The sequence below is a fragment of the Enterobacter sp. T2 genome, from assembly GCF_010692925.1.
Lineage (GTDB): Bacteria > Pseudomonadota > Gammaproteobacteria > Enterobacterales > Enterobacteriaceae > Enterobacter > Enterobacter kobei.
The window spans coordinates 1,973,834-1,995,264 of record NZ_CP048736.1; the positions used below are offsets into that span (position 1 = coordinate 1,973,834).

Below are 21,431 nucleotides of genomic sequence, written 5' to 3' on the forward strand. Positions count from 1 at the left end.
GTAATTGCGTATACTCATGACATCACGTCCTTGAGGAAAATGTTATGGTTCAGCGAATTACCCTTGCCCCCCAGGGGCCAGAATTCTCCCGTTTTGTGATGGGCTACTGGCGCCTGATGGACTGGAATATGTCCCCCCTCCAGCTGGCGAGCTTTATTGAAGAGCATATCGATTTAGGGGTCACGACCGTCGATCATGCGGATATTTACGGTGGCTACCTGTGTGAAGCCGCATTTGGCGAGGCGCTCAAGCTTGTTCCGGCACTCCGCGACCGCATGGAGATCGTCACGAAGTGTGGGATTGCCACCACCGCAAAACCTGAGCACGCCCTCGGCCATTACATCACCGACAGCGCGCATATCATCAAGAGCGCTGAGCAGTCGCTGGTCAATCTGGCGACGGATCGCATCGACCTGCTGCTGATTCACCGCCCAGACCCGCTGATGGACGCCGATGAGGTGGCGGAAGCCTTCCTGCATCTGCATCAGAGTGGGAAAGTGCGTCACTTCGGCGTCTCAAACTTTACCCCGGCACAGTTTGCACTGCTTCAGTCTCGGCTGCCGTTTACCCTGGCCACTAACCAGGTGGAAATTTCCCCTGTCCATCAGCCGCTGCTGCTGGACGGTACGCTCGACCAGCTGCAACAGCTGCGTATTCGCCCGATGGCCTGGTCCTGCCTGGGAGGCGGACGCCTGTTTAATGATGAGGCGTTCCAGCCGCTGCGCAATGAACTGGAAACCATCGCCCGTGAGCTGAACGCGGAGAGCATTGAACAGGTGGTGTATGCGTGGATCCTGCGTCTGCCGTCAAAACCGCTGCCGATTATTGGCTCCGGAAAAATCGAACGCGTTCGTTCCGCACTGGCCGCGGAAGAGCTGGAGATGACACGTCAGCAGTGGTTCCGCATCCGCAAAGCCGCGCTGGGTTACGACGTGCCTTAAACCGCCATAATCTGACTTTCCGGTGAAATCTTTGCCTCTGGTATACACTTAAGGGGCAAAAAATAACCCGCGGAGGTCATATGAAGCGTTTTGCTCTGGCATTGGTCACGCTGGTTGTTTGCGCAGGAGCGCAGGCAGCCAGCGACGAAGTGGAAATGAATCTCGTCACCTCTCAGGGTGTGGGTCAGTCTATCGGGACGGTGAAAATCACTGAGACCGACAAGGGGCTGGAATTCGCGCCCAATCTCAAAGCACTCCCGCCCGGCGAACACGGCTTTCATGTTCATGCCAAAGGAAGCTGCCAGCCTGCCATGAAAGAGGGTAAACCGTCCGCGGCGGAAGCCGCCGGGGGGCATCTCGATCCGCAACATTCAGGCAAACATGAAGGGCCAGACGGTATGGGGCACCTTGGCGATCTGCCGGTGCTGGTGGTGAACAATGACGGTAAAGCCACCGATCCGGTCATGGCCCCGCGCCTGAAAAAACTGGATGAAGTAAAAGGCAAAGCGCTGATGATCCATGTGGGCGGCGATAACATGTCCGATCAGCCTAAACCGCTTGGCGGCGGCGGGGCACGTTATGCCTGCGGCGTGATCTGATCTCCAATGGTGCCCGGTGGGGGAGCCTGTTCCAGCTGCGACAGCGAGCAGTGCAGGCGCCAGATGATTGAGGCTAAATCACGGGCTGCGGGAAGATGGTGATGCGCGAGGGTATCGCAGATCCGTTGCAGTTCAGCCAGCGTGACCTCCAGAGGCCGCTGCTGGACACCGCGTTCACTCATCACGTCGCGTAGCAGGGAAATGCAAACATCGCGCACCTGCGACAGCGGGTCGGACCGCGTTTCCCATGCGCGAAGTTGCCAGACCACATGCGAACAGTTCAACAGCACCACGCCCCAGCGCAGCAGCCAGCGGCGGGAAAGCGCGTCATGGCTGTTATTGAGCTGGCTGACATGGTGATACACCAGCGATTCATACTCGCTTTCACGCAGATGCGGTTTGCGGCTGAGCTGGTCGACAAACCCTCTGCGTAATTCCCTGATATGTCGTCGGCTCTTACGTGCATCAGAGCCGGGACGCAATACCGCAAATGCGAGCCATGCCAGCCCCACGCCCAGGATCTTTGCCAGGTTATCATTGAGAAAATCGGCGTAATCATACACCGGCGGATTCATCACGGAGATAAACGAGCCCATAAAGACAATCAGCTGGCCCCACAGGCCCGCCAGTTTCGGCATTTGCAGCTTGAGGAGTTGCATCGTCGTTAACAGCGGAAACAGGAACAGCAGGAACTGCCAGAGATCGCTTATCTGCACCATCAGGCCAAACTTCACGGCGAAACTGAACAATGACAGGAGTACCAGCGTGCGCAGCAGTAGCGTAAGAGAGTTAAACGGCGAGGCCGCGACGGAGTAAAGCACGCAGCTGATGGCGGCAAGCGTCAGGGCCGCGGCACCGGATTCCCACTGCGTGGTGATGCTCCACGCCCCAACCAGCGTCAGCGCACAAAAAGTGCGAAAACCACTCCACAGTGCTTCCAGATAATCGGTATGCCGGGCGAGAGCCGGGCTGCCGGGAACATTAAATTCCGTTACCGGCGTGGCATTCTCGACGGCGTTAATCCAGCGGCTACTGCGCAGATATAACCGGCAAAAGTAATTCAGGCGCTGCCAGAATGCGCGATGGCGATAATCATACTCATCCGTCGGGGCGAGCGGGGCGATGATCTTCGCGACGGTGTAAATATCCGCGTCAGGACGCGCAAGCGTTGCGAGCAGCGTCTCAATGACGGCGCGGGTATTTTCAGGGGGCGTTGGCCAGTTGAGCAGCATCCGGCGCAGGCTGGAGATGGCGCTGGTCATACGCAGCTGCTGGTGCAGCAAATAGTTGAGCAGCGTGTTCTGACGACGAAAACGGTAATGACTCCAGAAAGCCTGTATGCGCAACAGGTTCATGGTCAGGATCTGCCCGATAACCTTTTCATGCGCGAGACGGATGTCATCACTTGTATCCGGTTGCCACAGCAGGCTTGCATGTTCCAGCAACCGGGTATGCATGGTCTTCAGCGCGGTAATCAGCGTCGTACCGTCGGAGGTGCTGGGCAGGATCATCATCATAAACCCGCCGCTGAGGATCCCGACAATCACCTCACAGACGCGCGCCTGTGCAATATCCCACAGTTCGGTGGTATCGAGCACATTGACGACCGGGAAGGCAATGATGGCCGCGGTATAGCCCGCTAACTGGAAAGCGTAGGCCACGTTATTGGTGAAATGGGCGCAGGCCCAGGTACAACATCCCAGCCACGCCGCCATGCTCAGCAGGAATAGCCACGGATCGTTCAGCGTATGCCCCGCGATAATTAACGCCGCGGTGGCGCCTAACAGACTCCCCGCGATGCGGCCAAGGCTTTTGCTGATCACTCCGCCAACGGTAGGGAAACTCACCACCGCGGCTGAGGTCATCGCCCAGTAGGGTTGGTCAAGATTCAGGTAATAGGCGACCGTCAGCGCCAGACACATGGCGATGCCATTACGCAGCGCGTAGCGCCACTGAGGACGCGTCGCTTTCATCCACGGCGTGTTTTGCCAGGAGAGCGCCTGCAGCTTCATTAACGGCTCCCGATGGAGACGGTGCAGGTGGTGCCGGATACCAGCGTGATGCCCTCGGGTAAACGGTCAAACTCCACACGCACAGGCACACGTTGAGCCAGGCGCACCCAGGGGACGTTCGGCTTTATGTCCGGTACGAGGCCGGAATCCGTTTCAACGCTTTGATCGTAAATGGCGCGACCGATGCTGGAGACGTGACCCTGTAACGTTTGCGAACCGCTGTAAAGGGTAATGGCCGCAGGTGAACCCTCGCGAATGTGGCGAAGCTTGGTCTCTTCAAAATAGCCCACCACGTAGAAGGAGTGGCTGTCGACAAGGGCAAAAACAGGCTGGCCGGTGGTGGCGTAGTTACCCACCCGGGCAGAGAGGTTAGTCACCCATCCATCTACAGGTGCAGTAATGACGGTTTGGGTCAGTTCCCATTGTGCCTGCTTAAGCGTCGCCTGGGCTACGTTGACGCTTGCCTGCATGGCCTTGACGTTAAGGTTGGCGGTATCCAAATCTTCCGCTGAGATGTAGTTTTGCGATAAGTGACGGCGGCGATTGGCTTCGTTATTGGCCTTCGCCAGGTCTGACTGGGCTTTCGCCAGCTGCGCCTGGGCATTCAGAACGGCAATATGGTAGGGGGTATCGTCGATACGGAACAGTTCCTCTCCCTTTTTAACATACTGGTTATCCTTCACCAGGAGCGTGGTAATACTTCCCGACACCTGCGGGGTGATGCTGACCTGCTCGGCGCGAACTTTGCCGTCACGCGTCCAGGGGGACTGCATATAAAAATTCCAGAGCCACCAGCCGGCGATCAGCGCGAGGACCAGGACAAACAGGGTGGAAAAGTACTTCAGCGTTTTCAGAGGCATATTCACCACACGGTCAAAACAGCAAGGCCCAGACTGACACAGAGGGCGAACAGGGAGAGATCCATCAACATGGGATGCCAGATTTCGCCGGAATACATCCAGTCGCGAAGCAGGCGGTGCGCAACGAGCCAGAGGATAAAGCCCACCAGCACGGCTTTAAACAGGGGAGGAAAGTAGACTGACGCACCGAAGATCAGGTCCTGGAGGGGTAAACCCTCTGAGCGATGAAAAAAGGTCACAAGCAGAGATCCTTTGCAGTGAACAGAATGCCGCGTTGGCTTGTCTGAGTATAAAGAAGCATCAGAATTCAGTGTAAGTCATACTTTTGAGTTAGATGAATGCAGTATTGCATTTGTTTTGCCAATACAAATGCTGCACACTATTCTAAAATCAGTATAATAACTTAGCAAGCTAATTATAAGGAGATGAAATTGGAATCGCCATTAGGTTCTGATCTGGCAAGGTTGGTACGCGTCTGGCGTGCTCTGATTGACCATCGCCTGAAACCTCTGGAATTGACACAGACGCATTGGGTCACGCTGCACAACATTCATCAGTTGCCGCCTGACCAGTCGCAAATTCAACTGGCAAAAGCGATAGGTATTGAGCAACCGTCGCTGGTGCGTACGCTTGATCAACTGGAAGAGAAGGGGCTGATCTCCCGGCAAACATGCGCCAGCGATCGTCGCGCCAAGCGGATTAAACTCACTGAGAAAGCAGCGCCCATTATTACCGAAATGGAAGCTGTGATTACCAAAACGCGCGGTGAAATCCTTTCAGGCGTTTCACCGGCGGAGCTGGAAATGCTCATCAGCCTCATTTCTCGCCTTGAGCAGAACATCCACGAGCTGCAGTCTCGCGACTGACCAGACAACAAGGCCTTGCATCTGCAAGGCCTTTTTCCTACCTAAAGACAACGACGCGGTTTCGGCCAGTCTCTTTCGCTTCATACATCGCTTTATCGGCGCTTTCCACGCACTCCTCTGCGGTCACGGACGATGATGTTGCCGTAAACACACCCATGCTGATGGTAATGGGCTCCGGTAGCTGACCTTCGCTGGTGGTTTTATCAAAGCTGCTCAGCTTCAGCCGTATGCGTTCCGCCACCTGGCATGCTGCGTCTGAAGGGGTATTTGCCAGCATCAGGACAAACTCTTCACCACCGATACGCGCCGCGATGTCCTGCGGGCGCACGGAATCCACCAGCAGATTGGCGACAAACTGTAAGACTTTGTCCCCCTGCAGGTGACCATAGTTGTCGTTGATGCGCTTGAAGCGATCGAGATCGCTGACGATAACCGAAACAGGGCGGCTGGATTTTGCGACAGCCAGCGCCTGATTTAACGATTCATAAAAATAGCTGCGGTTATACAGGCGCGTAAGCGGATCGCGAATCGAATTCTGATACGACTGTTGATACTTTGAATGCGATTCACGGTACAAGCTGAAGACATCGCAGAGCAGAACAAAAATAATCAGCAGCGTGGCGACGGTTTCAAATAACCGTGCGCGATACCACGATATGTCTTCGGCATGCCCACCCAATAACAGCATCAAGAGCGTGACGATATAGCAGACACAAAGAAAATTACCGGTCACCCAGAACAGATTACGTACGCGCGTCATAAACATCAGCGTTGCTAATGTCACCACCCAGAGGACAATTAAAGAAATATTAATGCTGTGGCTCCAGAGAACCATAAACTGCCGCGTTTCATTATCAACCAGATCGAGGGATAAAAAATCAAAATGGCTGGAATACATCCACGCCACCATCACGCCACCGGCAGTAAAAAGAAATGTCGTGCTGACGATAGCGATATGCGTCAGCCGCGAAAGGGGCTGATTACGCAGGGGAAACAGCAGGGCCGAAGCGATGAACAGGACCGCCATGATGAGATGGCGGAACATATAGTAGATCATCGCATCGTTATAGTTCACGACGTTGAACTGGTAGAGATCCAGCCAGGCGGGAAAACTGGACAGCGTTCCAACCATCAGCAATGCCGAACCGGCAAAGGCAAAAGCGATGGCAACCAGATACAGACGCCTCTTATCACACCAGTATTTCATTGCCATAAAACAGGCAATAAACAGGTGAAATACCAGTAAAAAAATGGTGAGCGTGGGGAACAACAGCGGCGAAAAGGAAGGTACCCATTCAACCAGTTTTGAAAATAAACCCTGTAATATTCCGATGACAATAACACAACCGAAACAGAACGAGAGATAACGACCTTTTACGGTAAGACGATTCGCAAGCATATAAATTTTTTTAAATAATTAAAGATGAATGAACAGGAGGTAATAGCGAAGAGTCTAATCAATTGAAACAATAATTACTTTGCGCAGAAACAATATACGGTTCGGTAAATAATGGGAGGGGTGAATATATTTTGTAAATATATTCATGAAAATGATATATATTGTAAAGGGATGTGGCCTGATAGCCACATCCCGTTTTAATTAACGTGGGGAAACGGTCACCTGGCTTCCGTTGCTTGCCAGCACGACACGCTGACCAGCAGAGAAACGGGTATTCCCCTGTTTCTGAACAACCATAATGGTGCTGCCGTCGTCTTTACGAATTTCCAGCTCAACACCCTGCGTTTTGTTCATTGCACCCTGAACGCCCTGGCCTGCAACACCACCCGCCACAGCGCCCGCAGCGGTCGCCAGAGAACGGCCTGTACCGCCGCCAACGGTATTCCCGAGGAAACCACCCAGAACAGCACCGCCGATTGCGCCCATAACGTTGTTGTCATCGCCACCCTGAATTTGTACAGGACGGGCGTTAACAACGGTACCGTAAGTCACGCTCTGAACCTGTTTTGCTTCAGAAGCGCTGTAAACGTCGCCAGACAGTGAGCTGTCATTCACACAGCCAGCCAGGGTTAAACCAATCAGCGAAACGCCCAGTACACGTACAATCATTTGAATCTCCTGTTCACCAAAAACGCCCAATTGGAGGCATCCGTTATGGCTAAATTATATGGCATAAGGGGCCATAGTTCATATCTTTGCACTAACAATAAGAAAATTGTACTTGAATTTGACTTAACGAGACATAAACAGGTTCTGCTCATGTCACCCGCATGACATTGTTAAAAAATATTATCGCTGGATGGCAAAGCCGTGCTGTTTATGGTTGAGTGGATAACCTTAGCCCACGCAACGTAAGGAAAGCGCATGAAATCGGGTCGCTACATTGGTGTGATGTCGGGCACCAGTCTGGATGGGGTAGATGTCGTTCTGGCCGCCATTGATGAACGTATGGTCGCTCAGCAGGCGAGCCTGACCTGGCCCATTCCCATTTCACTGAAAGAGGATATTCTGAGTATCTGTCAGGGGCAGCAATTGACGCTCTCTCAGCTAGGGCAACTTGACGTCCGCCTGGGAGCACTGTTTGCTGATGCGGTACAGGCGTTAATGCAAAAAGAAAATCTTCGACCGCAGGATGTGGTTGCCATCGGATGCCATGGACAGACCGTCTGGCATGAGCCGGTTGGTGATGCGCCGCATACGATGCAAATCGGTGATAACAACCAGATTGTGGCGAAGACGGGCGTCACGGTCGTCGGCGATTTCCGTCGTCGCGATATTGCGCTTGGCGGCCAGGGGGCACCGCTGGTGCCCGCTTTCCATCAGGCGCTGCTGGCACACCCTTCAGAACGCCGGATGGTGCTGAATATCGGCGGAATTGCCAACCTGTCAATGCTCATTCCCGGGCAGCCTGTCCGCGGCTACGATACCGGTCCAGGTAATATGTTAATGGATGCCTGGATCTGGCGGCAGTGCGGGCAACCCTATGATAAAAACGCCGAGTGGGCGAGCGAGGGTAAAGTGATTCTCCCGCTGTTGCAGTCGATGCTCAGCGATCCCTACTTTGCTTTACCGGCGCCGAAAAGCACGGGGCGTGAATACTTCAACGTTGGCTGGCTTGAACGTCAGCTGGCGCCATTCCCGGCACTGGCTCCGCAAGATGTCCAGACGACGCTTGCCGAATTAACGGCGGTGTCGATCTCTGAGCAGGTACTTCTCAGCGGCGGATGCGAACGCCTGCTGGTGTGCGGCGGTGGAAGCCGAAATCCGCTTGTGATGGCGCGTCTGGCCGCGTTACTGCCGGGGACGGAAGTGACGACGACAGACGAGGCGGGTATCAGTGGGGATGATATGGAAGCGCTGGCTTTCGCCTGGCTTGCCTGGCGCACCATCGCCGGGCTTCCGGGTAATTTACCGTCGGTGACCGGCGCGCGCGAGGCCAGCGTCCTCGGGGCGATTTACCCGGCAAATCCTCGTCATAATCAGAGTTAACTGAAATTCAGCGCGGCGTCTCGTCGTTAGAATGGAATGAAACAGGAGGGCAGCCATGCCCTCCAGGACCAGGAAAGTCTTCGGAATACGCCCATGAAAAAAATTCTTCTTATTGTCGCGCCTTTATTGCTGTCAGGATGCAGCGTCTACAACCAGTTCCTTGAGCGTATGCAGACCGATACGCTGGAGTATCGCTGCGATGAAAAACCGCTGACCGTGAAGCTGAATAATCCACGTCAGGAAGCCAGTTTTGTTTATGACAATAAACTGCTGACCCTCAAGCAGGGCATGTCGGCCTCCGGGGCACGTTATTCCGACGGTATCTACGTCTTCTGGTCGAAAGGGGATAGCGCCACGGTCTACAAACGCGACCGCATCGTGCTGAACAATTGCCAGCTTGAAAATCCGAAGCGTTGAGATTTTTACAGGGGCGGCGCACAATAGCGCCACCCAATCTCAACGTCAGCTAACGCCATGTCAGATAACGACGAACTGCAGCAAATTGCGCATCTGCGCCGTGAATACACCAAAGGCGGCCTGCGTCGCCAGGATCTTCCCGCTGAACCCCTCGTGCTTTTTGAACGCTGGCTGAAACAGGCCTGTGAAGCGAAACTGGCCGACCCAACGGCCATGGTTGTCGCAACGGTAGATGAAAACGGTCAACCGTATCAGCGCATCGTCCTGCTCAAGCATTATGATGAGAAAGGGCTGGTGTTTTATACCAACCTCGGCAGCCGCAAAGCGCACCATTTAGAAAACAATCCGCGCATCAGCCTGCTGTTCCCCTGGCACATGCTGGAACGTCAGGTCATGGTCACCGGCAAAGCGGAACGTCTCTCGACCCTTGAAGTGGTGAAATATTTCCACAGCCGTCCGCGTGACAGCCAGATTGGTGCCTGGGTTTCAAAACAGTCCAGCCGAATCTCTGCCCGCGGTGTCCTGGAGAGCAAGTTCCTGGAACTGAAACAGAAGTTCCAGCAGGGGGAAATCCCACTGCCAAGCTTCTGGGGCGGCTTCCGTATCCCGATTGAGCAGATTGAGTTCTGGCAGGGCGGTGAACATCGCCTGCACGACCGCTTTTTATACCAGCGCGAGAATGGCGGCTGGAAAATCGACAGACTGGCACCGTAATCCCCGAAATTTGTTGATTTAAGCGCTAGCGCACACCGCGCTTGCGCTTTATTCTATGGTCCTTTCGCATCAGGCGAAAAGTCGTGTACCGGCAAAGGTGCAGTCGTTTATACATGGAGAATTTGATGGCAAGCAGTAACTTGATTAAACAATTGCAAGAGCGGGGCCTCGTGGCCCAGGTGACGGACGAGGAAGCGTTAGCAGAGCGACTGGCGCAAGGCCCGATCGCGCTCTATTGCGGCTTCGATCCCACCGCTGACAGCTTGCATTTGGGGCATCTTGTTCCATTGTTATGCCTGAAACGCTTCCAGATGGCGGGCCATAAGCCTGTTGCTCTGGTGGGTGGTGCAACCGGTCTGATTGGTGACCCAAGCTTTAAAGCCGCTGAGCGTAAACTGAATACCGAAGATACCGTGCAGGAGTGGGTGGATAAGATCCGCAAACAGGTTGCACCGTTCCTTGACTTCAACTGCGGCGATAACGCTGCCATTGCTGCCAACAACTATGACTGGTTTGGCAGCATGAACGTGCTGACCTTCCTGCGTGATATTGGCAAGCACTTCTCTGTTAACCAGATGATTAACAAAGAAGCGGTGAAGCAGCGCCTGAACCGTGACGATCAGGGTATCTCCTTTACCGAGTTCTCCTATAACCTGCTGCAGGGCTATGACTTTGCTTGCCTGAACAAACTGCATGGCGTTTCCCTACAGATTGGTGGTTCTGACCAGTGGGGTAACATCACGTCCGGTATCGATCTGACCCGTCGCCTGCACCAGAACCAGGTCTTCGGCCTGACGGTTCCACTGATCACCAAAGCAGATGGCACCAAATTCGGTAAAACGGAAGGCGGCGCGGTGTGGCTGGATCCGAAGAAAACCAGTCCGTACAAATTCTACCAGTTCTGGATCAACACGGCGGACGCCGATGTTTACCGCTTCCTGAAGTTCTTCACCTTCATGGATATTGCAGACATCAATGCGCTGGAAGAAGAAGACAAAAACAGCGGTAAAGCACCGCGTGCACAGTATGTGCTGGCCGATGAAGTGACCAAACTGGTTCACGGTGAAGAAGGTCTGGCGGCGGCGAAACGCATTACGGCAAGCCTGTTCAACGGTACGCTGAGCGATCTGAGCGAAGCGGACTTCGAACAGCTGGCGCAGGACGGCGTGCCGATGGTTGAGATGGAAAAAGGGGCTGACCTGATGCAGGCGCTGGTGGACTCCGAGCTGCAGCCGTCTCGCGGACAGGCGCGTAAAACCATCGCGTCTAACGCGATCACCATCAACGGTGAGAAACAGGCTGACCCGGAATACACCTTCGTTGACGGCGACCGTCTGTATGGACGCTACACGCTGCTGCGCCGCGGTAAGAAAAATTACTGCCTTGTTTGCTGGAAATAATTAACAGTCTCCAGGGGCGTGGGAAACCACGCCCTTTTTGTTTTTTCAGGGTTTGGTAAGAAAAAGATGAAGAACATCCTCGCCATTCAGTCCCACGTTGTTTTTGGCCATGCGGGCAACAGTGCAGCGGAATTCCCGATGCGCCGCCTCGGTGCTAACGTCTGGCCCCTCAACACCGTGCAGTTTTCCAACCACACGCAATATGGTAAATGGGCCGGCTGCGTGATGCCGCCCTCGCACCTCACCGAGGTGGTTCAGGGCATTGCGGATATTGACCAGCTCAAACGCTGTGACGCCGTTCTGAGCGGTTATCTGGGCTCAGCCGAGCAGGGGGAGCACATCCTTGGCATTGTGCGTCAGGTGAAAGCAGCGAACCCGGCGGCAAAATACTTCTGCGACCCCGTCATGGGACACCCGGAGAAAGGCTGTATCGTAGCGCCCGGTGTTGCAGAGTTTCACGTTCGCCATGCGCTGCCTGCCAGCGATATCATTGCGCCAAACCTTATTGAGCTGGAGATCCTCTGCGAGCACCCGGTTAACAGCGTAGAAGAGGCGGTAAGCGCGTCTCGCGAGCTAATAGCCCAGGGGCCAGAGATTGTACTGGTAAAACATCTCGCCCGCGCCGGGCTGAGCCAGTCGCGTTTTGAGATGCTGCTGGTGACGAAAGATGACGCCTGGCATATTAGCCGTCCGCTGGTGGATTTTAGCCTGCGTCAGCCAGTGGGAGTGGGGGATGTGACCAGCGGTCTGCTGCTGGTGAAACTGCTGCAGGGTGCAACGGTCAGAGACGCGCTTGAGCATGTGACTGCGGCGGTGTACGAAATCATGATTGCGACGAAAGAGATGCAGGAATATGAACTTCAGGTAGTCGCGGCACAGGATCGTATTGCGAAGCCGGAGCACTATTTCAGCGCCACCCGGCTTTAAACGATGCCGGGTGGCGCTGCGCTTACCCGGCCTACAAAACCCGTAGGCCCGTGCAAGCGAAGCACCGCCGGGCGATATTAGCTAAGACCTTCCGCTTTCAGGGCCGCAGCCACAGCAGGGCGCTCCGCCATACGGGTCATATACGATGTAATATGGTCTAACCCTTCCATATTGAGCTTAACCGCCCGCGCCCAGCGCAGCACGGTAAACAGATAGGCATCGGCAATCGTGAAACGGGAACCACAAATCCACTGATCGTCTTTCAGCGACGCGTTTACATACTGCAGCTTTTTCTCAAGAAGCGCGCGCAGGGTCGGTTTGTACTCTTCCGGCGTATCCGGGCGGAACAGGGGAGTAAAGCCTTTATGTAACTCGGTAGCGATATAGTTTAACCACTCCAGGGTCCTATAACGTGCAATGCTGCCGGTGGGGGCAAGAAGCTGGCGATCCGGTACGTTGTCCGCCAGGAATTGCATGATGGCAACGCCTTCTGTCAGCAGAGTTCCGTCATCCAGCAACAGCGCTGGAACTTGTCCCTTCGGGTTAATGGCAAGGAAATCATCGCCATTCTCCAAACGCTTTTTCATCAGATCAACGCCATCGAGCGTGAAATCTTTGCCGCTCTCGCGCAGGGTGATATGGGAAGCAAGAGAGCACGCGCCCGGTTTGTAGAACAGTTTCATCGGTAACTCCTTTTTGCTGAGGTTTCAGCTATGTTAGTGCGCGAACAGGCAAAAAAAAAGCCGCTAATGCATTAGCGGCTTCTCAACAGTCGTTTCTCAATAATCTTGCGCAGTCGCGGTTTCGCTTGCCTTGGCCGTCTTGTCGTCGTCCTGAGTCATACGATTCAGTTTCGGCGCGGTCAGCAGCATCAGAACTGCAATCACCGCTGTCGCGATACCAATCTGCATGAACACGGTGCCGTAGACATTCAGGGAGACCAGTGGGTCAGTGACGTTTTCCGGCACGGCCATCAGGTTCGCAATCTTACCTGCGATAATTGCTGCACCGGCAGTGGTCAGGAACCAGCTACCCATAATGAAGCCCATCAGACGCTGTGGAACCAGCTGTGCCACCATCGCCAGGCCCAGACCGGAGATCATCAGTTCGCCGATAGACTGCAGCGCATAGCTCAGAATCAGCCAGTTTACGGAGACGATACCGGCGTCGGTCGCAAATTTCGTACCCAGCGGCAGCACCAGGAACGCACCGGAGCACAGCACCATACCAATCGCAAACTTGTGCGGCATTGGCAGACGGTCGCCCATCTTGTTATAGATAGCTGCCAGAATCGGGCTGCCAATCATAATCCAGAACGGGTTCAGTGCCTGATACTGCTCCGGCTCAAACGCGATACCCAGGATAGAGTGCTCAACGTTACGAATGGCGAAGAAGTTCAGAGAGGTTGGCATCTGGCTGTACAGTACGAAGAAGATAATCGCTTCCAGCATCAGAATGAAGGCCACAATCATCTTACGGCGCGCAGCACCCTGCATCGCGAACGCTTCTTTCGCGAAGATGACCACGATACCCAGCGCAACCACGCCCAGCACCGCACGTGCGATACCCTGGTTGTGCAGCAGCCAGGTGGCGATTGCCGCCAGAATCACAACGCCCACGATGGTCGCCAGCAGTTTACCCATATGGACGGGTTCGAAATCGGGTTTTGAACCGTAGTCTTTGACCCAGTTGCGGCAGAACAAGAAGTTCACTACGGTGATCAGCATACCCACGAAGCTCAGCGCAAACGCCACGCTCCAGCCGAATTTAGCGGCCAGCCATGGTGTTGCCAGCATGGAGAAGAATGAACCGATGTTGATGGACATGTAGTACATGGTGAATGCACCGTCCAGACGTGGGTCATCTTTGCTGTAACAGGTAGAGAGCAGGGAAGACGGGTTCGCTTTAAACAATCCGTTACCGACAGCAATGGTCGCCATACCCATATACACCACTGCGGCGTCATGGCCAGACCATGCGACCAGCCCATAGCCAATCGCCAGAACAATGGCGCCCAGCATGATGACACGTTTGGTGCCGAGAACTTTATCACCCAGCCAGCCGCCGATAGCAACCAGGCCGTATACGAGGGCACTGAAGGAGGAGAACAGCGTGATGGAATCGGCTTCGGACATACCCAGCTGTTTTACCAGGTAAACCGCCATGATCCCTTGCAGGCCGTAGTAACCAAAACGCTCCCATAACTCGATAGAGAAGATGAGATAAAACGCTTTCGGTTGTTTAAAAGCGTTAAGACTCACGCTTTCATCTGTTGGTTTATTGTTTGCAGTCGACACATATACCTCTTTTTTTACATCCCATATTAACGGGGGTGTTCATAGCGTGATGGCCGTAGTCCATCCGCCTTATAGTTATATTGGGAGGAGAAACGGCGGGTAATGTTCACTATCCTGACCCGTCTGGCAATACGTTTGTAATAATCTGTTACATTTATCTGGGGTGGTATAATCGTCGGTTCATGCAAATGTTATTCAGCGTTAAATTTCATACGGTGAGTAAAGGTAGTTTTTTCAACTGGTATTCCCCCTCCCCGATCGGCTTTTGGCGATATGTTCTGCTATTTGCCGTTTGTGGCAGTGATATAGCCCATATTCTGAAAAATCGCTGGTCTTATCTTCCGGTTCTGATCGGTTATATCTTGTCTGGCAAAGGCTTTGGGATGATTTTGACAACAAAAAATCAACATGAAGTTATCAGAGTGATCGCGATCACAGATGTATAGAAATTTTTGGCTATGAAAAAAGTATTAACCTGTTTGAGCGTTAACGTGCCGAACAAGTGATAAGTCAGCAGGGGCAAGAGGCGGATGATTTATGGTCAGGAGAGGGACGTTTGGAAGGCCTTCTCCTGATGTGGGATTGCGATTGTTCAGACCAGCAATTCAGGGATACACTTTTTCTTTGAATTCGCAGAGGTCTTCAATAATGCAGGAGCCGCAACGAGGTTTACGGGCGATGCAGGTATAACGGCCGTGCAAAATCAGCCAGTGATGGCAGTCAACCTTGAATTCGGCGGGCACCACTTTTAACAGCTTCTCTTCAACCTGCTCAACGTTTTTACCGGGGGCGAAGTTGGTGCGGTTAGAAACTCGGAAGATATGCGTATCCACGGCGATCGTCGGCCAGCCGAACGCCGTATTAAGCACCACGTTCGCGGTTTTGCGTCCTACACCCGGCAACGCTTCCAGCGCTGCGCGGTCTTCCGGCACCTCACCGCCGTGCTGTTCCAGCAAGATCCGGCAGGTTTTAATCACATTCTCTGCTTTGCTGTTAAACAATCCGATGGTTTTGATATAAGACTTCACGCCTTCCACGCCGAGCTCCAGCATCGCTTTTGGCGTGTTAGCGACCGGATAGAGCAGGGCGGTCGCTTTATTGACGCTCACATCGGTAGCCTGTGCAGAGAGCAACACGGCGATCAGCAGCTCAAACGGGGAGGTAAAATTCAGCTCCGTCGTCGGATGCGGGTTCTCGTCCCGCAGACGGGTCAGGATCGCAATGCGCTTTTCTTTATTCATGAGGCCTTCTCGGGGATCCCTTCCTGGACGCTACGCTCTGCAGCGCGTCGCTTACGTTTTTCATCAATCAGGTATTTTACTGCCAGCATCATGCCAAGGCCAATAAACGCGCCAGGTGGCAGCATCGCCAGCAGGAATGGCGTATCGGTATGGAACACCTCGATACGTAGCGATTTGGCCCAGCCGCCCAGCAGCGCGTCGGCACCGTCAAACAGCGTCCCGTTGCCGAGGATCTCGCGCAGTGAGCCGAGCACGAACATCGCACCGGTCGCACCCATACCAATCGAAAAACCATCCAGCGCCGACATGGCCGGACTGTTTTTCACGGCGAAGGCTTCCGCACGCCCGACCACAATACAGTTGGTCACGATCAGAGGGATAAAAATTCCGAGCGACTGATACAGACCGAAGGCGTAGGCGTTAATCAGCATCTGGACGATACTGACCACCGACGCAATGATCATAACGTAAATCGGAATACGGATTTCCGACGGGGTCCAGCGGCGCAGGGCGGAGATGGAGAGGTTGGTCAGAGTCAGTACCAGCGTTGTTGCCAGACCGAGACCGAGCGCATTAGTGGCCGTTGACGTCACGGCCAGCAGTGGGCACATCCCCAGCAGCTGAACCAGCGCGGAGTTGTTCTTCCACAGTCCCTGGACAATAACCTCTTTAACCTGGCTCATGATCACTCTCCACAGGCCGCAAGATTGTTGATTTGCGCGGGCAGCGTTTCAGCATACAGCCCGGCCCGTTTTACGGCGTTCACCACCGCGCGCGGCGTGATGGTCGCGCCCGTGAACTGGTCAAACTCGCCGCCGTCTTTTTTCACCGCAAACGCGGTGTCACCTTCGCCATGAATCACTTTACCAGCGAAAGCTAAAATCCAGTTGCTCAGACGGGTTTCAATTTTATCGCCCAGGCCCGGCGTTTCATGATGTTGCGTCACGCGGGTGCCCAGTATGGTGCCGGAGAAATCGCTGCCGACGAGCAGCTGAATGGCGCCGGAATAGCCGTCGGGCGCCGTCGCCTCCATTACCGCGCCGACCGGTTTATCCCCTTTGCGGGCGATAAACAGGCGGTGTGGGCCTTTTCCAAGCTGCGGCGCGTCTACCACGAAGCAGCTCTTTTGCAGGTCATTATCGTAAAAATCCGACGGGATCACCTGATCGAACAGCGCTTTTTGCTGCTTCACCGCCTGTTCATCAATGGTCGATTTGGTCAGCTCATTCACCAGCGCCGTCATTCCGGTGAGTACGGCGGCGAAAACGGCCAGCGTGACGCCATGTTTTTGCATTGTTTTCAGCATCGCGACACCCTTAACGATGGCCGTACACGCGCGGGCGCGTGTAATAGTCGATGAGTGGAACGGTGATGTTGGCGAGCAGGACGGCAAACGCCACCCCGTCCGGATAACCGCCAAAGCTACGGATGAGCCAGACCAGCAGTCCTGCCAGCGCACCGAAGATCAAGCGACCACGGTTAGTCGTAGACGCCGTCACCGGATCGGTCAGGATAAAGAACGCGCCAAGCATCGTTGCACCGGAGAGCAAATGTATCTGCGGGCTGGCCAGCGACTCAGGGGAGAAGACCCAGCCAAGGGTGGCACAAACCGCCAGCGTCACGAGGAAGCTGACCGGAATATGCCAGCGGATGGCCTTCTGCTGCAGCAGGAACAGGCCACCCAGCAGATACGCCAGGTTAACCCACTGCCAGCCTGCACCCGCAAGCATACCGCTGTAGATGGCGGATTTCATGATTTGCTCGACGCTGTGCCCGGCATGCAGGGACGTTTTGAACGTATCGAGCGGCGTCGCCTGGCTGATGCCGTCCACGCCCATACGCAGCGCGTTCATATCCGCGCCGAGCGCCGTATGGCCGGTAAAGATCACGTGCAGGGCATCCATAAAGCCTGGCACCGTGGCGGCAATGTCATGCGGTGGCAGCCAGCTGGTCATTTGTACCGGGAAGGAGATCAGCAGCACCACATAGCCGATCATCGCCGGGTTAAACGGGTTATGGCCGAGCCCGCCATACAGCTGTTTGGCAATAATCACGGCAAAAACGGTACCGAGGACGACCATCCACCACGGGGCAAACGGCGGAATACTGATGGCCAGCAGCAGGCCGGTCAGCAGCGCGGAGTTGTCGGCAAGAATGCGGGAGACCGTCATCTTGCGAAGCTTCAGCACCAGCGCCTCTGCCGCTACGGCGCTGATACAGCCCAGGGCTATCTGGAACAGGGTTCCCCAGCCGAAAAACCAGCACTGAACGGCAATACCCGGCAGCGCGGCCAGGCAAACCAGCATCATAATACGCGATGTCTGACGCTGATTATGGGTGTAAGGGGAACTTGCGATTCTGAAAACCATTTAATCCTCGTTAACGGCTTGCTGTGCGGCTTTCTTCGCCTGAACGCGCGCAATTGCGGCAGCGACGGCGGCCTTGCGCGGGTCATCGTTAGCGGCCTGCGGCTGCTCTTCCTGCTGCGCTGCTTTACGCGCTTTGGCGCGGGCTATCGCCGCTTCAACGGCAGCTTTACGCGGGTCAACCGGTGCTTCTGGTTCTGCTGCAGGTGCCTGCTGCGCTGCTTTACGCGCTTTGGCGCGGGCAATCGCGGCTTCAACAGCGGCTTTACGCGGATCAACCGGTGCTTCTGGTTCTGCCGCGGGGGCCTGCTGTTCCGCTTTACGCGCTTTGGCGCGGGCAATCGCGGCTTCAACAGCGGCTTTACGCGGATCAACCGGTGCTTCTGGTTCTGCCGCGGGGGCCTGCTGTTCCGCTTTACGGGCTTTGGCACGGGCAATCGCCGCCTCGACAGCGGCTTTGCGTGGATCGACCTCCCCATCCGGTTGCGCTGTTTGCGCTTTTTCTGCCTGACGTGCGCGAGCCGCAGCCTTGCGTGCTTCACGCGCGGCGATGGCTTCACTGTTGTCAGGCTTCTCACCTGCAGGGATCACCACCGTCTGGGCAGCATTGGCTTTTTTCTCGCGAACGCGTGCCAGGGCGGCGTTAATTGCATCCTGATCTTTTTCGCCAGGCTGGACGGCGGCCTGCTTATGACGCTCCTGACGGGCCGCTTTTTCACGTTCCAGCCGCGCCTGACGTGCTTCAAAGCGCGCTTTGGCTTCTGCTGCACGTTTTTCTTCCATGGAGATGGCATAAATTTCGGCCTTCTCCTGGCGGAAGTATTGCACCAGCGGAATATTGCTTGGGCAGACCCAGGCGCAGGCGCCGCATTCGATGCAGTCGGCCAGGTTATGTGCTTTGGCTTTATCGTGTAGCTGGCCTTTGCTGTACCAGTAAAGCTGCTGCGGGAGCAGATCCGCCGGACAGGCATCGGCACAGGCGCTACAGCGGATGCAGCCTTTCTCTTCCTGCACTTCGCCCATCTCGGTGGAAGAGGGAGCAAGCAGGCAGTTCGTGATTTTGACTACCGGGACATCCAGCCATGGCAGGGTAAAGCCCATCAGAGGGCCACCCATGATCACCATCTGATCGGTACCCGGGCAGAATTCAGCCTGCTCCAGCAAATGACGCACCGGCGTACCGAGGCGCGCCCAGACGTTACCCGGACGGGAGACCGATTCGCCAGTCAGCGTCACGACTCGTTCGGTTAACGGCTCGCCGTCAATTACCGCACGTTTCACGGCATAAGCTGTGCCGACGTTTTGCATCAGCACGCCGATATCCGAAGAACGTCCGCCATGCGGCACTTGCTTCCCGGTGAGGATTTGCGTCAGCTGTTTTGCGCCGCCAGACGGGTACTTGGTTGGAATAACGCGCAGGGCGATATCATGGCTACCCGCCAGCACGGCGCGCAGCATGGAGATAGCCTGCGGTTTATTGTCTTCGATGCCAATCAGCACTTCTCGCGGCTGCAAAATATGCGCGAGGATACGGATGCCTTCCACTACCTGAGCGGCGCAATCCTGCATCAGACGATCGTCGGCGGTGATATACGGCTCGCACTCTGCGGCATTGATAATCAGCGTCTGGATTTTATCGCTACCGCCGCGCAGCTTGACGCCGGTAGGGAAGCCCGCGCCGCCCAGCCCGGCAACGCCGAACTGGTGAATGCGCTCGATAAGCGCTTCGCGGCTCTGGCTGCGGTAGTCGCTCCAGCCGTCACGTTCGATCCAGCGATCTTCGCCGTCGGCTTCAATGATCACGCTCAGCTCTGAAAGTGCCGACGGATGCGCCACCGTATGAGGGGCAATCGCGATCACTTTACCGGACGTTGGGGCGTGTACAGGCAGCATACGTCCGCGACCAAAGGTCAGCGGCTGACCGCGAAGGACGGTATCACCTTCTTTTACGCACAGCTCACCTTCCGCGCCGATATGCTGCTTGAGCGGCATGACGTAACGCGTCGCCAGCGGAATCTGGCGCAGCGGCGTGCCGTTAGACTGGGTTTTCATCTCCGGCGGATGAATACCGCCGTCAAAGTCCCAGATCTTCTCTTTTCTGAAAGCAGAAAATAACTTAAGCATGTTGTTCCACAGGAATGTTGCGAACCGGAATGGTTTGAAGATCCCACTTCCAGCTTTCGGTAGTCGCTTCAACCGGGCGCAGCGTAATACATTGCGTCGGGCAGGGGGCTACGCAGAGGTTACAGCCGGTGCACAGATCCGCCACGACGGTGTGCATGGCGCGGGTGGCACCAACAATGGCGTCAACCGGGCAGGCCTGAATACATTTAGTGCAGCCGATGCAATTTGCCTCGTCGATCACGGCGAGGGCGCGGACCGGCTCCTGCACATCCGCATCGCCATCAACGGGCTGTGGGTCAACGTTAAGCAGGGCCGCAATTTTCAGCATCACCGCTTCGCCGCCGGGCGCACAGCGGTTAATTTTCTCACCCTGAATGCCCACCGCTTCAGCGTAAGGGCGACAGCCAGGGTAGCCGCATTGCCCACACTGGCTTTGCGGCAGAAGCTCATCAATTTTTTCTACAACGGGATCGTCCTCTACCGCGAAACGGCGGGAGGCGTAACCGAGGATAAGGCCAAACGCTAACCCCAGGACGCTAATAGAGGCGATGGCAATCCAGATAGCATTCATTACAACTTCACCAGACCACTGAAGCCCATAAAGGCCAGAGACATTAAACCCGCGGTGACCAGCGCAATCGCGTTACCGCGGAAAGGCGCAGGGATATCCGCAGCGGCCAGACGTTCGCGAATCGAGGCGAACAGGACCATTACGAACGAGAAACCGACGGCGGCGGAAAAACCGTACAGCGCCGACTGCATAAAGTTATGGCCAAGGTTGATGTTCAACAGCGCCACGCCGAGTACCGCGCAGTTGGTGGTGATCAGCGGCAGGAAGATACCGAGGAGGCGATAGAGCGCCGGACTGGTTTTACGCACCACCATTTCGGTAAATTGCACAACAACGGCAATGACCAGAATAAATGCCAGCGTACGGAGGTAGATTAACCCCAGCGGAATGAGGATCCAGGTATCAATCAACCACGCGCAAATCGATGCCATCGTCATGACGAAGGTGGTTGCCAGCCCCATGCCCATCGCCGTTTCCAGTTTTTTGGAAACGCCCATAAACGGGCACAGGCCAAGGAACTTCACCAGAACGAAGTTGTTAACCAGCACAGTGCCGACAAAGAGCAGTAAGTAATCGGTCATTATTTAGCCTGAAATAAAAAAGCCGCCTATTATCGGACAAACCGGGTCAGGCGACAACAGGTTATCT

At 55.1% G+C, this 21,431-nt stretch carries 22 protein-coding genes; 8 read left to right on the forward strand and 14 right to left on the reverse strand.

Annotation, left to right across the window (positions count from 1 at the left end; translation table 11 throughout):
* Nucleotides 1-44 precede the first annotated feature (44 nt).
* The gene (locus G0034_RS09410) at nt 45-941 is read left to right on the forward strand and encodes an aldo/keto reductase (protein ID WP_014883563.1); all 897 of its coding nucleotides are present in this window, start codon (nt 45-47) and stop codon (nt 939-941) included.
* Nucleotides 942-1,021: 80 nt separating this feature from the next.
* Nucleotides 1,022-1,540 carry a superoxide dismutase [Cu-Zn] SodC gene (gene sodC, locus G0034_RS09415; RefSeq protein WP_045282018.1) on the forward strand — a complete coding sequence of 173 codons (519 nt, stop codon included), beginning with the start codon at nt 1,022-1,024 and terminating at the stop codon, nt 1,538-1,540.
* On the opposite strand, the gene G0034_RS09420 is transcribed toward sodC, so the two are convergent.
* From G0034_RS09420 to G0034_RS09430, 3 genes are read right to left on the reverse strand one after another with little or no spacing between them, the layout of a single operon-like run.
* Nucleotides 1,519-3,552 (reverse strand): FUSC family protein, encoded by a 2,034-nt coding sequence (locus tag G0034_RS09420; RefSeq protein WP_048996067.1) that lies wholly within the window; start codon nt 3,550-3,552, stop codon nt 1,519-1,521. The two genes, sodC and G0034_RS09420, sit on opposite strands and share 22 nt — an antisense overlap.
* Nucleotides 3,552-4,412 carry an efflux RND transporter periplasmic adaptor subunit gene (locus G0034_RS09425; protein WP_014883566.1) on the reverse strand — a complete coding sequence of 287 codons (861 nt, stop codon included), beginning with the start codon at nt 4,410-4,412 and terminating at the stop codon, nt 3,552-3,554. The genes G0034_RS09420 and G0034_RS09425 overlap by 1 nt, the downstream gene beginning before the upstream one ends.
* A 2-nt stretch (nt 4,413-4,414) precedes the next feature.
* Entirely contained in the window at nt 4,415-4,651 is a 237-nt protein-coding gene (locus G0034_RS09430) for a DUF1656 domain-containing protein (protein WP_014883567.1), read from the reverse strand.
* A 186-nt stretch (nt 4,652-4,837) separates the two neighbouring features.
* On the opposite strand from G0034_RS09430, the gene slyA reads away from it, so the two are divergent.
* Nucleotides 4,838-5,278 carry a transcriptional regulator SlyA gene (gene slyA, locus G0034_RS09435; protein ID WP_032628878.1) on the forward strand — a complete coding sequence of 147 codons (441 nt, stop codon included), beginning with the start codon at nt 4,838-4,840 and terminating at the stop codon, nt 5,276-5,278.
* A 37-nt stretch (nt 5,279-5,315) separates the two neighbouring features.
* Here the strand turns inward: slyA and G0034_RS09440 are convergent, their stop codons facing one another.
* Nucleotides 5,316-6,677, reverse strand: coding sequence for a sensor domain-containing diguanylate cyclase (locus G0034_RS09440; protein ID WP_023332815.1), 1,362 nt, complete (start codon nt 6,675-6,677; stop codon nt 5,316-5,318).
* Nucleotides 6,678-6,878: 201 nt separating this feature from the next.
* Complete coding sequence (gene slyB / locus G0034_RS09445; RefSeq protein ID WP_014883569.1) at nt 6,879-7,346, reverse strand: outer membrane lipoprotein SlyB; 468 nt, start codon at nt 7,344-7,346, stop codon at nt 6,879-6,881.
* 255 nt (nt 7,347-7,601) lie between these two features.
* Here slyB and anmK point away from each other — a divergent pair, with 255 nt between their 5' ends.
* The 5 genes from anmK (at nt 7,602) to pdxY (ending at nt 12,184) form a co-directional block, all read left to right on the forward strand.
* Complete coding sequence (anmK, locus tag G0034_RS09450) at nt 7,602-8,726, forward strand: anhydro-N-acetylmuramic acid kinase (protein WP_014883570.1); 1,125 nt, start codon at nt 7,602-7,604, stop codon at nt 8,724-8,726.
* A gap of 93 nt (nt 8,727-8,819) precedes the next feature.
* Nucleotides 8,820-9,143 carry a C-type lysozyme inhibitor gene (gene mliC, locus G0034_RS09455; RefSeq protein WP_014883571.1) on the forward strand — a complete coding sequence of 108 codons (324 nt, stop codon included), beginning with the start codon at nt 8,820-8,822 and terminating at the stop codon, nt 9,141-9,143.
* Between the two features lie 57 nt (nt 9,144-9,200).
* Nucleotides 9,201-9,857 (forward strand): pyridoxamine 5'-phosphate oxidase, encoded by a 657-nt coding sequence (gene pdxH, locus G0034_RS09460; protein ID WP_008500575.1) that lies wholly within the window; start codon nt 9,201-9,203, stop codon nt 9,855-9,857.
* Between the two features lie 125 nt (nt 9,858-9,982).
* Entirely contained in the window at nt 9,983-11,257 is a 1,275-nt protein-coding gene (gene tyrS, locus G0034_RS09465) for a tyrosine--tRNA ligase (RefSeq protein WP_014883572.1), read from the forward strand.
* Between the two features lie 66 nt (nt 11,258-11,323).
* Nucleotides 11,324-12,184 (forward strand): pyridoxal kinase PdxY, encoded by an 861-nt coding sequence (gene pdxY, locus G0034_RS09470; protein WP_045134970.1) that lies wholly within the window; start codon nt 11,324-11,326, stop codon nt 12,182-12,184.
* A gap of 77 nt (nt 12,185-12,261) precedes the next feature.
* Here pdxY and gstA read toward each other — a convergent pair whose 3' ends face one another.
* The 9 genes from gstA to rsxA form a co-directional block, all read right to left on the reverse strand.
* On the reverse strand, nt 12,262-12,867 hold the full coding sequence (gstA, locus tag G0034_RS09475) for a glutathione transferase GstA (RefSeq protein ID WP_179120751.1): 606 nt from the start codon (nt 12,865-12,867) through the stop codon (nt 12,262-12,264).
* Between the two features lie 96 nt (nt 12,868-12,963).
* Nucleotides 12,964-14,481: a dipeptide/tripeptide permease DtpA gene (gene dtpA, locus G0034_RS09480; RefSeq protein ID WP_179120752.1), complete on the reverse strand. Its 1,518-nt coding sequence runs from the start codon at nt 14,479-14,481 to the stop codon at nt 12,964-12,966.
* Between the two features lie 605 nt (nt 14,482-15,086).
* Nucleotides 15,087-15,722: an endonuclease III gene (nth, locus tag G0034_RS09485; protein ID WP_023338272.1), complete on the reverse strand. Its 636-nt coding sequence runs from the start codon at nt 15,720-15,722 to the stop codon at nt 15,087-15,089.
* Nucleotides 15,719-16,405 (reverse strand): electron transport complex subunit E, encoded by a 687-nt coding sequence (locus tag G0034_RS09490; RefSeq protein WP_023337188.1) that lies wholly within the window; start codon nt 16,403-16,405, stop codon nt 15,719-15,721. The genes nth and G0034_RS09490 overlap by 4 nt, the downstream gene beginning before the upstream one ends.
* Nucleotides 16,406-16,407: 2 nt before the next feature.
* Nucleotides 16,408-17,028, reverse strand: coding sequence for an electron transport complex subunit RsxG (gene rsxG / locus G0034_RS09495; protein ID WP_048996073.1), 621 nt, complete (start codon nt 17,026-17,028; stop codon nt 16,408-16,410).
* 10 nt (nt 17,029-17,038) lie between these two features.
* On the reverse strand, nt 17,039-18,091 hold the full coding sequence (rsxD, locus tag G0034_RS09500) for an electron transport complex subunit RsxD (RefSeq protein WP_014883578.1): 1,053 nt from the start codon (nt 18,089-18,091) through the stop codon (nt 17,039-17,041).
* A complete protein-coding gene (gene rsxC / locus G0034_RS09505; RefSeq protein WP_179120753.1) occupies nt 18,092-20,212 on the reverse strand; it encodes an electron transport complex subunit RsxC in 2,121 nt (706 codons plus the stop codon).
* Complete coding sequence (gene rsxB, locus G0034_RS09510; protein WP_023337191.1) at nt 20,205-20,783, reverse strand: electron transport complex subunit RsxB; 579 nt, start codon at nt 20,781-20,783, stop codon at nt 20,205-20,207. Before rsxB ends, rsxC begins: the two co-directional genes overlap by 8 nt.
* Nucleotides 20,783-21,364, reverse strand: coding sequence for an electron transport complex subunit RsxA (rsxA, locus tag G0034_RS09515; protein ID WP_014883581.1), 582 nt, complete (start codon nt 21,362-21,364; stop codon nt 20,783-20,785). Before rsxA ends, rsxB begins: the two co-directional genes overlap by 1 nt.
* Nucleotides 21,365-21,431: the final 67 nt, after the last annotated feature.